The 12,739-nt window shown below is 44.2% G+C and carries 9 protein-coding genes; 7 read left to right on the plus strand and 2 right to left on the minus strand.

All coding sequences use genetic code 11. The features are described from left to right. The first annotated feature begins 492 nt into the window (after positions 1-492). The 6 genes from CW735_RS15380 (at position 493) to CW735_RS15405 (ending at position 6,327) form a co-directional block, all read left to right on the plus strand. Positions 493-1,026, plus strand: a complete 534-nt coding sequence (locus CW735_RS15380) for a sigma-70 family RNA polymerase sigma factor (protein ID WP_100972860.1) — start codon at positions 493-495, stop codon at positions 1,024-1,026. Next, the gene (locus CW735_RS15385) at positions 1,023-1,724 is read left to right on the plus strand and encodes an anti-sigma factor (RefSeq protein ID WP_100972861.1); all 702 of its coding nucleotides are present in this window, start codon (positions 1,023-1,025) and stop codon (positions 1,722-1,724) included. The genes CW735_RS15380 and CW735_RS15385 overlap by 4 nt, the downstream gene beginning before the upstream one ends. Before the next feature lie 165 nt (positions 1,725-1,889). Then, complete coding sequence (locus CW735_RS15390) at positions 1,890-3,482, plus strand: DUF4331 domain-containing protein (RefSeq protein ID WP_100972862.1); 1,593 nt, start codon at positions 1,890-1,892, stop codon at positions 3,480-3,482. Positions 3,483-3,493: 11 nt separating this feature from the next. Next, positions 3,494-4,021 (plus strand): Ig-like domain-containing protein, encoded by a 528-nt coding sequence (locus CW735_RS15395; RefSeq protein WP_100972863.1) that lies wholly within the window; start codon positions 3,494-3,496, stop codon positions 4,019-4,021. Positions 4,022-4,097: 76 nt separating this feature from the next. Continuing rightward, entirely contained in the window at positions 4,098-5,210 is a 1,113-nt protein-coding gene (locus CW735_RS15400; RefSeq protein ID WP_071980519.1) for a hypothetical protein, read from the plus strand. 16 nt (positions 5,211-5,226) lie between these two features. Next, positions 5,227-6,327, plus strand: a complete 1,101-nt coding sequence (locus CW735_RS15405; protein WP_100972864.1) for a HupE/UreJ family protein — start codon at positions 5,227-5,229, stop codon at positions 6,325-6,327. 111 nt (positions 6,328-6,438) lie between these two features. On the opposite strand, the gene CW735_RS15410 is transcribed toward CW735_RS15405, so the two are convergent. Both CW735_RS15410 and fucP read right to left on the minus strand, forming a co-directional pair. After that, positions 6,439-9,579, minus strand: coding sequence for a WD40/YVTN/BNR-like repeat-containing protein (locus CW735_RS15410; protein ID WP_071980520.1), 3,141 nt, complete (start codon positions 9,577-9,579; stop codon positions 6,439-6,441). A 239-nt stretch (positions 9,580-9,818) separates the two neighbouring features. Next, positions 9,819-11,093: an L-fucose:H+ symporter permease gene (fucP, locus tag CW735_RS15415; RefSeq protein ID WP_071980521.1), complete on the minus strand. Its 1,275-nt coding sequence runs from the start codon at positions 11,091-11,093 to the stop codon at positions 9,819-9,821. Positions 11,094-11,211: 118 nt separating this feature from the next. Here fucP and CW735_RS15420 point away from each other — a divergent pair, with 118 nt between their 5' ends. Beyond that, positions 11,212-12,486, plus strand: coding sequence for an ROK family transcriptional regulator (locus CW735_RS15420; RefSeq protein WP_232230502.1), 1,275 nt, complete (start codon positions 11,212-11,214; stop codon positions 12,484-12,486). Positions 12,487-12,739: the final 253 nt, after the last annotated feature.

Here is a 12,739-nt window from a genome sequence, read left to right on the forward strand (position 1 = left end):
TTTAATTTCTTAGAACAGGCTCGCTTGATGCCAATATGCTTGCTATTACTCTATTTATTACTAAGACATTTGACACATTATCTCGATGGCTACGCTTAAAACATCAGTCTGGCTCTAACCTGACGTCGCTTTAACCTAATACGGCTATAGCAAACCACGGTGCAATTAGCGTTACGGATAAGAGTAAACATCTAATAGTGTGACACAAGCAAGACTGGGCATAAATATGAATAAGGTAGCATTACGCGTTTTTCACCTGACAACTCATTCGTCAATACGCTTAACCCACTGGAAAGAGAGCCTAGACTTAAGGAGATAATGACAATTTATTAAACCGTGCTATTGTCAAAAACAGAGCATATTGACCGTTACTGTGCTTTTTTGCATCTAACCAGGCGAGATGGACGTTAGTATATTAAAAACCTGTAAGTCTTATGATGGCTAACAACAATTAAGCATGTGACTGTAAAAAGTCATATATAAGGAGCCAAAATGGAACATGAAACTCTGTTTCCGCTGTTGTGTAAAACGGCAGAGGGCGACAAAGATGCCTTTGCTAAACTGTATGAAATAACCAGCTCTCAGCTTTACGCGGTGGCATTAAAGCTACTAAAACGGCCAGAGCTTGCAGATGAAGCAACGCAAGACGCTTACATCAAAATTTGGCACAACGCGGGAAGCTACCAGCGAACCAAGGGAACTGTATTAACGTGGATGGTAAGTATTGTGCGTTATAGAGCATTAGATTCAATGCGCTATCACAACGTTCGCAACGAGGTAGAGTTAACCGATGAAGCCGCTGCCATTCCCGACGCTCCCCAGGCTTTTCAATTAGGCGGTGAGCAACAAAAGCTTTCTGCCTGCCTCGACGAGTTAGATGGGCCGCAACGACAAGCCATTCATTTAGCCTACGTAAACGGTCTATCTCACCAAGAAGTGGTGAATTATCTATCTTCGCCATTAGGCACTATTAAAAGTTGGATACGAAGAGGATTACAAAGCCTTCAAAGGTGTTTATCGCTATGAATTATTTGAAAGAAGAAACGCTTAACGCATTAGCCGCTGAATATGTTGTAGGAACACTGCGTGGAAAAGCCCGTTTGCGTTATCAAAAATTGATGATGCAATACCAAGCTGTGAGCGATGCCACCGCCCAATGGGAGCAGTATTTAGCGGGTTTTAACGATACTGTTGAGCCGGTTGAACCGCCAAAAGCCGTGTGGGAGGAAATTCAGCGTCGACTTGGGCATTCTGCCTCTAACGACACATCTGCTCAAATTGTCGATTTTGAACGAGCAAAACGCGATCGCTGGCGCGGGCTCTCTATGCTATCAACTGCTGCAGCCTTGGTGCTTGCCGTACTTTTAGTGGTCATGCAGCCAGCCCCAGTCGAGGGCGTATCGCATATTGCCGTGGTCAATAATGCGGATAATACGCCGCTGTGGGTTATCGAAGTATCGCCGAGTACCATGGACGTCAAAGTTACCGATGCCTTTACTGCTATTGCAGATAAAGACTATGAGCTTTGGATGGTTCCTGCTAATGGAGAAGCACCGATATCTCTTGGTTTAATGCCTGAAATGGGTGGAGATAGCAGAGTAACGCCAGATATTTTACTCGACAGCAGTATCGCGGCACTTGCAATTAGCTTGGAGGCCCCAGGAGGCTCTAAAACCGGAGCACCAACAGAAGTGCTTTATATAGCACCTATTCTATCGGTTTAAAAAACCGCCCCCCACTCCAAAGGCCGCATTTTTCTCATTAAATATGCGGCCTTTTCTTTTTATTTACGCTTTTGAAACATTTTTTTAAATTTTTTATTTTTTTTGCATCTAGTCGTGCATCTCGCTCGTTTAACTTTAGGAACTCATAAAACAGAGAGATAAAACATGACAATCTTCAAACGTAAAACTCTATCGGTTGCAATTGCTCTCACTTGCGCTGTCGTAACAGCAGGCGCAATGGCATCAAGCCACAGAGAAGCACCTAACATTACCCGCGCTCCAGCGGTAGACAGTACAGATTTTTACGCCTTTAACAGTTACGAAGAAGGCAGAGAAGGTTATGTAACCTTCATTGCCAACTATATTCCATTACAAGACGCCTACGGCGGTCCTAACTATTTTGCTATGGACCCTGCAGCACATTACGCCATTCATATCGACAGTGATGGAGATGCAGTAGAGGATGTTAGCTTTGTATTCAATTTTAACAATATGCTTGCTGCAGGTAATGAAGGCATAGCACTTCCGATTGGCCCTGAAGGCAATCAAAAAATGGTGAAAGTGCCGCTTAAAAATGTAGGTGGCATTAGCGCGGACGATTCTAGCGCCGCCAACTTCTCGGAGATGTATACGCTAACCATGGTTTCTGGTGATATGCAAAGCGGTGAGCGCACTATGCTAACGCCTGCTATGGGCGATATGTTTAAGAAGCCACTCGATTACATCGGTAATAAAACATTTACCAGTGAAGCTGAGTACGCACGTTATGCTGAAAGCTTTATTTATTCGTTTGCCATTCCAGGTTGTGACGATATGGCCCGTGTATTTGTAGGCCAGCGTAAAGACCCGTTTGTTGTAAACCTAGGTAAAACATTCGACTTAGTTAACTATGTACCTGTAGAAGGTGATAGTGCCCCGGGTGCTGGCGACGGTGAAGGCTTCCCTGGCGGTATTACACAGAGCGACAGCAACGATGACCTTATTGACAAAAACGTAACGTCATTGTCTGTTGAAGTTCCTGCAAGCTGCGTAACTGGCGATGGCAATGGCGTAATCGGAAGCTGGACTACGGCGAGTCTGCCGCAAGCACGAATCCTAAACCCAGATGCTACTTTTGCAAAGCCTGAAGTTAACGGCGGTGCAATGACACAAGTGTCTCGCTTAGGTAGCCCACTAGTTAACGAACTCGTGATTGGTATTGGCGATAAAGATAAGTTCTCTAGCGCACACCCAAGTCAGGACGGTCAATTTGCGGATTACGTAACGCATCCGTCTTTACCTGAGTTACTGAATATTCTGTTTAAAGATGCGGTAAACACTACGCTAGGTACGGAAATTGAAACGCTAGCACCAACTAACTTCCCAAGAACAGACTTGGTAACCGCGTTCCTAACAGGCTTCCCTGGTGTGAATCAGCAGGCAACAGTAACACCGTCTGAAATGCTTCGTTTAAACACTGGCATTCCAGCCACACCAGCAGCGTCACAATCGGCATTTGGTGTAGCAGGCGACGATTTAGCAGGCTTCCCTAACGGTCGCCGTCCAGGTGATGATGTTGTAGACATTGCACTTCGCGTAGTCATGGGCCGTTTGTGCTATCCAATCCCAGTAGCAGGTGAAGATACAGACCTAGGTCTTTGTGCACCGGAAGATGCAAGCGTAGGTACAGTGCCATTTACTGATGGTGCACCGGTGGATGCGAGCATGATTGATTCATCATTCCCATACCTAAGAACGCCTATTGCTGGCTCTGAGTAAGGAGCACAACTATGAATAATTCGACTAATCAACCAAGCAACCGAAAACTACACCGTATTTGGATTGCAACGTCGCTGGCGCTAGCGTTATCAGGCTGTTTCGATAGCGATGACGATAACAAAGCGCCTGAGATCAACGAAGCGCCAGTGGCCGTTGATGATGCGTTAACCACTCAGGCAGACATTGCATTTGAAGGCACGCTTTCAGCAACAGATCCTGAAAACGATCCTCTTACGTTTGCCCTAGCAGATGACGGCTCGTTAGGTACAGCAACTGTAAATTCAGACGGTAGCTTTACTTACACGCCAAACGCTCAAGTGACAGGCTCGGATAGCTTTACCTTTAGCGTTAGCGATGGCTTTAATCAGCAGGTTACCGGCACGGTAACAGTAACCATTGAAGCTCAGCAATTGTCTGTAGCTAGCTACACGAGAGAAGTGTTTAATCAGGCGCCAACCGACAAGCCACTGCCAGTAAATGGTCGTGAGTTTACTCAGGACGCCGATGATGCCGCTTTCGACGACTTACTGATTGACTAAGTAACAATTAATCACAAGTCACCGTAAAAGAGCATAACCGCAAGGCCATGGACGGCCTTTTTTTAAGGGAACTATCATGTCAAAGTTCGTATCTGTATGGACGTTATGTGCCTTAGTGCTACTTTCACTACCCACATTCGCAAACGCAGAATCTGCGTCCTCACACCCCGTAAAAAATCAAATAGATAAAAACGCCATAATCGCCACTTGGCAACCCGACGAAAAAGTGCTCACAAGCCTTTTTGAAGCCGAGCAATTACTCTCATCTAGCCGATATTTATCTGCCTCAGGAAACGAGCGCCAGCGCGTAAGCCAATTCCTACATAAGTTACGTTCTGAGCAACCCGTTTTAAGGGGAACGCAGCTCGAACGAGTTGTTATTCTTGAAGCAAAGCTCATGCAAAGCATTCATAAATTTGATGATGCCATGAGACATTTGAATACTATCGATGTATCTCGCTCTGCGGCTGCGCAATTGCTGCTTGCCGACATTAGCATTCAACAAGGTAATGGAAATAAAGCGAAGCAGCACTGCGAGCGCCTGCTGGGCAAAACAAGCTTTATGTTGTCTTTTGGCTGCGTGTTAAATGCTGATTTTGCTATCTCACCTTCTATAGAGGTGTATCATAAACTCAAAAAATTTGAACAATACTCATCACTACCTTCTTCTTCATCGTCACCCATTTCGTCAAGTTTTGATAATTCTGAATTCATTTGGTTCAAAGAAACACTAGCGAGCATGGCTCTTTCTGTTGGGCAGCCTGAACTAGCAATAAAGCAATTGGCTGAATTTGAAATTGCTTCGCTTCCCATCAGTGCCATTATCACCTGGGCCGATGCCCACTATGCTAGTGGTCAATATGGCACTATCACTTCAACCTTAGAGAGAGATGTTACTGACCTTTCACGCTTAGACGACGCGTTATTACTACGGTGGGTTAAAGCACAAAAAGCGCTAGGCGAAGACAACACTAAAGAGATGCGCCTGCTAGGCGAGCGCATGAAAATAAGGGCTTGGCGAGAAGATACCTCTCACGCTGCGCAAGTGGCAAACTACTATCTTGATATCGATCCTCAACCTGAGCTCGCCCTAAAATTTGCCCAACTGAATTGGCAGTATGCGCAAACAGAACACGATAAAGCACTACTTGAAAGGGCTGAAAAAGCAAATTCAGAACTAAGTAGCTAGGAGTTTCAACAAGGTTATGCAACGATTTATTTTATTTTTCTTTATTCTTTTTGCGTTTACTGCAAAAGGCTTTGCCCATGAGTTAAGTAACGGATATTTAACTCTGAATTATCAGCAAGGAGGACTTTTAAAAGGGGAGTTGCTGCTAAAGCCTGAGGATATTGGGCAAGCCGCTAATTTAGATTCCAATAATGACGGGCAATTGCAGTGGGGTGAAGTTTTAGATAATCAGTCTTTTGCAGAGCAATATATCGCGTCCTCGCTACAAGTAAAGCAGGGAGAAATCAAGTGCGATGTTGCAACAACAGTTCCTTCTATGCGCTCAATATCTGCCGAGTCACTTATTGTTTATCCGTTAAATGTCAGCTGCCAAGGAACCGGTGAGATTAGCATAATGTATCAAGGGATCTTTGAAGTAACGCCTACGCATAAACTGCTGACAACAATAAAACTTGAGCAAGAAACCTTAACTACAGTGATAGCTGAAGATAAGCGCATATTAACGCTAACACCTGCGGCTCTCTCTATCACTACACAGTTTTTTGAAATGGTATACCAAGGCATTTGGCATATTTTTATTGGCCTAGATCATATTCTTTTTCTAGTGGCGACCTTACTTACCGTTAATTTAGCGCGTAATGAGCGTTCGTGGAAAAAAGAAGACAAGAAACGGGATATTTTTAAAAACACGGTTATTTTAGTGAGTGCGTTCACCTTAGCGCACTCAATAACGCTTACTGCTACAGCCCTTGATATCATAACGCTAGACAGCAGATGGGTAGAGCTGGGCATTGCAATTTCCGTTATGCTAACGGCACTGAACAATATATTCCCGTTGGTATTTAGGCTCGGCTTTTTAACCTTTGGCTTTGGTCTTCTTCACGGCATGGGCTTCGCCAGCGTATTTGCAGAATTAAACGCACAATCAAACAGCCTAGTAATGAGCGTGGCCGCATTCAACATTGGTGTAGAAATAGGCCAGTTGGTCATTGTTGCAGTACTTCTGCCACTCCTTATGCTTGCGCGTAATTGGCATGTTTATGCAAAAACAATTATGCCGTTTGCATCCTCTGTCATCGCCATTATTGCATTAAACTGGACCTTACAGCGGTGGTAGCCCTTTTTGTCGGTAACTAAGTTCAGCCCCACATCAGTGTTTTGGTATCGTACAAACGTCCCTAGTTGCCTATTACTAGGGACGTTTTATTTTGAGTTGGCGTGTGATGAGCTACAAACGTTCTAAATCATATGCGCCCTGCTCTGATAGCTTTTTATTGAGCGGCGTTATTCGCTCTTCAAACAGGGTTTGTAACTGCAATTTATATTGCAGCCACTTTGCTTCTAAGTCTTCTAATCGTTTTAATGCGCCCGCTTGCGCTGGCGCCCCTGTTCTATCAAAGTTATCCATTAAAAAGCGTACTTGCCTGTCGAGCATATTCGGCCAATTGATATCATCTTCGAAAGTTTGATGTTTAGGCTGAATCACTAACGACTCCCACTCATCTATTTCACTAACAATACGGTCGATAGACTCTGACATTTCAGCAGACAGCATCACATTAGAATGTGTGATGTCATTAAGCTTTTCACGCACATTCCGGGCTTTCTGTAAGTGTGCAAACAGTTCATTTAAAATAGTTTCACTGGCCTTGATACTCTGCTCAACCACTTTTAACTGCTGCGCATTTGTATTCTCTCGTGGATCGGGTAGGACCTTAAAAGATCTAGTTTGCGCTATATCGCCAAGCGATATCGTAGCTTTATATTCTCCCGGCATTACTCTGGCACCATTCCAGCCGCCAAAAAGCTTCACGTTATCAATACAGTTAAGGGGTGCGCGACGCAAATCCCACTCGAAGGTGTTATAGCCTTTATTTGTCGATGGATGCTTGAACTTGACCGGGCTGCGAATATCTTCATTGCCTTTCGCGCAAGATTCAAACGCGCTAGGTTTAGACGATAGCGAGCGCACTAATTCGTTGTCGGCATTAAAAATGTCAATGCGAAGTTCGTCATCTTCTTCTAGCTCTGCGCCTAAATAATATCTGAATGACGCGCCGCGAGGAGGGTTCTTAGCCTCAGGTTGACCGCTCATATTACCACCGCTTAGTAACCGCACGCCGTCAACAGGGCTAAATTGAAATAGCTTTTCATCAACCAAAGATTCGTTAACTTCGCGAAGAGGCGATATATCATCTAACACATAAAACCCTCTTCCCTGTGTAGCAACCACAAGGTCATCGCCTTTCACTTTAAGGTCTGTTATTGCAACCGGAGGTAAGTTAAGCGACAGCTTTTGCCAGTTTTTACCATCATCAAAGCTTATAAACATTCCGCTTTCTGTGCCGGCAAACAGCATACCCTCTTGCTGAGTATCTTCACGAACTACTCTTACAAAAGCGTCTTCGGGCAAGCCTTTATCAATACGAGTCCAGCGTTTTCCATAATTTGTCGTTTTATAAATATACGGGCTGTAGTCGTTAAGTTTATAGCCAGTCACTGCAACGTAAGCTTTGCCCTCGGCATGAGAGCTTAACTCTATGGCATTTACCTGCGCTTCTTTTTTGTGAGGGGTAATATCTACCCAGTTTTTTCCTTCGTCTTTAGTAAGATGCAGTTTACCGTCGTCGGCACCAACCCAAAGCTCTCCCGCATTTACAGGAGATTCAGCAATATAAAACACTGTGTTGTAGTATTCCGCGCCTGCCTGTTCATTTGTGATAGGGCCACCATTCAACCCCTGTTTATTGGCATCGTTGCGAGTGAGGTCAGGGCTAATTTCTTGCCAATTTACACCCCAGTCAGTGGTTTGTAGTATCATCTGTGTTCCGTAATACACAGTATTTGGGTCGTGTTTTGATACTAAAACCGGCGCATTCCAATTAGTGCGATACTTTTGGTCTCGTGCATTACGACCGAATACGTATTCAGGGTAAGGCATGATGGGGCGAGTTAACCCACTTTCTCTATCAAATTCCGTGAGTGTACCGTTTATAGTAGTGGCGTAGATAAGCGCAGGATCGTTTGGATTAAACGCGATATGGGCACTTTCACCACCGCCCACTGCAAATTGTTCGTCAATGCCTATGCCGCTATCCCAAGTCGCAGAAGGCGTTGCCATAGTGGTGTTATCTTGCTGGCCTCCATAAATATGATACGGCTCAAGGTTATCTGTGGTCACTCTGTAAAATTGCGCAGTGGGTTGATTGTAAATACTCGACCACGACGCTCCACCATCAAACGTAACAGTTGCGCCACCATCGTTGGCGTTTATCATGTTTAAACTGTTTTCAGGGTTAATCCACATATCATGAGTATCGCCATGAGGCAGCGACTTAATTTCAAAGGTTTTGCCGCCATCAATGGATTTATGCAGCTGCACATTCATAACGTACAGAGTATTTTCATCGTTCGGGTCAACTTTTATATGGTTGTAATACCAAGCTCTGGCTTTAAGAATATTGTCGCCATTCATTAACTTCCATGTAGCCCCAGCATCATCACTGCGATATAAGCCACCTTTGTCAGCTTCAATAATGGCGTAGAGTCGTTTAGGGTTTGATGGTGATACATCAATTCCCACTTTGCCAATGAGCGTTGGCAAGCCTTTTTCAAGCTGCTCCCAGGTTTCACCGCCATCAATAGACTTATAAATGCCGCCCCCATCGCCGCCAGATTTTACAAACCACGGCGTTCTGCCGTGATGCCACATGCTTGCATAGAGTATTCTTGGGTTAGAAGGATCTATGGCCAAATCGGCTGCGCCCGTATCTGCATTCACTTTTAATACGTGTTGCCAATTTTTACCACCATCAGTGGTTTTGAAAATACCGCGCTGTTCGTTGGGAGCCCAAATATTGCCTTGAACCGCAGCCCAAGCAACGTCTGGATTCGAAGGGTGTATGCGTATTTTTGGAATTTGACCCCGATTGTCTAATCCAACCAGCTTCCATGTTTCGCCCGCGTCGGTAGATTTATAGATGCCTTTGCCATGACTTGTGGTAACGCCTCGAATAGGCCCTTCGCCAGTGCCAACATAAATTACGTTGGGGTCGGAAGGCGCTACTGCAATAGAACCAATGCTGCCTACTGCAAAATGTTTATCTGATAGCGGCTTCCACGATATTCCCGCGTTTTCAGTTTTCCATACTCCACCACCAGCAGTGCCCATGTAATAAAGCTGCGGGTTGCCCTTAACGCCGCTAACGGCAACCGAACGACCGCCACGGTAAGGACCGACAAAACGGTATTCCATTTTGTCGAAAAGTACTGCATCAATGGTGCCTTCTAATCCATAAGTTGGAAATGAAAAACTCAACAGTGTGCTCACAGACACAACTAGAGCAGCTAATGTTCGCCGTAATATCATTTCTGAACGCCTTATTTTGGTTATTATTTTTAAAAGTGGAAATGCTTATTTTTGATGTTTTGTAACGATGAACACTTATATTGCAGCCAGCGTAACGTTATGGCAATGACTTTGGCGAGGAATTTGAATATGCAAATATACAATAATGAGAAGCTGTGAAGATGTGTTGGGCTATAGAATTTTAATGCGCGGCACGTTGAAGCCCCCTTGGGCCTTCAACGTGCCAGCAGGGCAACGTGTTACGCTCTTTGCTTTGACCTAAGATCGAAAACAGCATACGAAGCAACGATTAAAAAGCAGCCCGCGGGGACTATGTAGGATAGCGCTGTACTGTAGTTATCAATCAGTGCCGCTTGAATAAGTGGAATAAGTGCCCCACCAAGAATAGCCATTACCAATCCTGCCGCACCAAATTTAGCGTCATCTTTTAATCCGTGTAGTGCAATGGCATAGATAGTTGGGAACATGAGTGATAGGCAAGCCGAAATACCAATAAGCGCCCAAACGCCTGTATCATTAGGCATGGCAATCATGCAAAGACACAGTAACGTAGCGACAGTAGACATAACGGTTAACAGAGCCGCAGGCCTAATGAAGCCCATGATCCATGTCATTACAAAACGCGAAAAAAGGAAAACCAACATACTGTATTGCAACACAGTCCCACCAGATATTTCATCTCCGCCTTTGGCTTCCATTACGTATTGAATAGTAAAGGTCCACACACAGGTTTGCGCTGCTACATTAAAAAACTGCGCTACTACACCAAAGCGATAGTGGCGATTTTTGAAAAGCCTTCCCATTGTGGCCCTAAAATCGACCTTATTACTCGTCTCTTGAGCCTGACAAACTGCGGGCGTTTTCATCATGGCAATGGCTATCCAAATAACCACCAACACGGATGCAAACCCCACATAGGGCACCATGACGGCCTCAAGTTCAGCACTCATTACCGCAACGAGTTGATCAGCACTCATGTTACTTCGCTCATCGGCTGTTGCTTGGTTTAATTGGGGAAGAATGAGCGTTGCTGCCAAAAACACTCCTAAATTAGTGCCAACAGGATTAAATGACTGAGCGAAATTCAGACGTCGAGTAGCTGTAACTTCACTCCCCATTCGCATGACATACGGGTTAGCAGAGGTTTCAAGAATAGATAACCCACCGGCTAACACAAACAAGGCCGCGAGAAAAAAACCATACGTCATCATCTGACTGGCGGGGTAAAACATAAAGGCCCCTAAAATGGCACATCCCAGCCCGGTCAGCACTCCAGTTTTATAAGAGAACCGTTTGTTGATAAATGCAGCCGGTATGGCTAAGCAAAAGTAAGCGCCATAATAACTAAACTGAACTAAGGCTGATTGCAAAGAAGACATAGTGAAAATTTTGCTAAACACTTTAACAAGCGGATCAGTCATATTTGCGGCAGTTCCCCATGCAGCAAAACATACAGTAAGAAGAATAAAAGGCAGTAACATATCACGAGAGACTAAGGGGGCTTTTTGTTGCATGGGTTACGGTCGCATGTTAATTTTTGGTTAACGCATTTAATCAACAAAGTATTGCCATGTCAATAAATCAACTTTATTTATTTAAATATGATTAAGCAAATTTATTGGCAAAAAACAAATGTTAAAAAACGGAGTTATTACGTTTAACATAACCAACCTAAATTTCTTTGAAGTAGACGACATGACCGATAAAGCAAAAACTCAGAAATCGACACGAGAAGGCCGAGGTCAATCTGGTCTAAGAGTCCAGAATGAGCGAAAAATCATATCCCTCATTCGCCAACATGGTGCATTACCTAAAGCAGAAATAGCCCACAAAACTGGACTGTCTGCTCAAGCAGTTACAGTCATTATAAATCGCTTAGAGGCTGACGAACTACTAGTAAGAAAAACACCCCAGCGAGGCAGAGTAGGACAACCTTTAGTGCCCTTTGCACTCAATTCAGAAGGAGCATTTGGTATAGGTTTAAAGGTAGGAAGACGAAGTTTCGACCTCACTTTAATTGACTTGAATGGCAATGTTCGCGCTACTCTTCATGAAAACGTTCAATACCCCAGCGTTATTAAATTACTGGCATTTTTAGAAAAAGGCATTGAGGCCCTTACTCTAGGTTTGAACAGCGATTTGCGTGAAAGAATTTTAGGAGTGGGCGTGGCAACGCCCTACGAAATATGGAGCTGGGCGGAAGAAGCAGGCGCCCCGTCGGAAGTATTGGACGAATGGAAAACCTTTAATTTTACTCAAGGGATCACGAGTATTATCAATTTACCGGTTTATGTTTGTAACGATGATACCGCTGCATGCTCTGCCGAGCTAAGCTTTGGTAACCCACATCATTTCGACAATTTCATGTACGTGTTTATTGGTACGTTTATTGGTGGTGGCGTGGTACTCAATGGTTCGTTGTTTACCGGCAAAACGGGGAATGCAGGTGCTATTGGCTCATTGCCTCAACCAGTACTCGACCCACAAGGAAAGCTATCATCCCAACAGCTGATCATGCAGTCCTCATTATACATACTCGAACAGATGCTAATTGATGCAGGTTACGATGGAAAATCACTATGGCAGTCGAGTGAATACTGGGGAGAGTTAGGCGCCACTCTGGATGACTGGATTGACAAAGTAGCCGATGGTCTCGCCTATGTAGCCCTTTGCTCTATGGCTATTTTTGATTTTGAGGCCATCGTTATTGATGGCGCTATTCCCGTTACGGTAAGAGAAAAAATTGTACGTGCTACTGCAGAAAAAATAGCAAAATCAGATACTCGAGGGCTCTCACCCTGCGAAGTTGTAAGCGGCACGATAGGAGGCAAAGCGCAGTCTATCGGGTGCGCAAACCTGCCACTATTGGCAAACTTTTCTCAAGACAGTCGAAGCCTTTTTAACTAAGGTCTAACGACCTTAGTTTTCCCTACCTCTTTTTAATAAAACACAGCATTGCGTTGTGGGTTTCCCCATCTTTTTAAGCGTTTTCGAATCGCTGTAAATAGGTTGATGTCATTTTGTGCATAAAATATTAAATAATATTAGTTGATTTATTATTTTGAATAACCTACATTTCGTTAACAATCTTGTTACCACCCTTAACATTTGACTAAATCTAACTACGGGACAGGGTTAGTCAACTTTAAGAAATAAATCA

Source organism: Alteromonas sp. MB-3u-76, from assembly GCF_002831605.1.
Classification (GTDB): domain Bacteria; phylum Pseudomonadota; class Gammaproteobacteria; order Enterobacterales; family Alteromonadaceae; genus Alteromonas; species Alteromonas hispanica.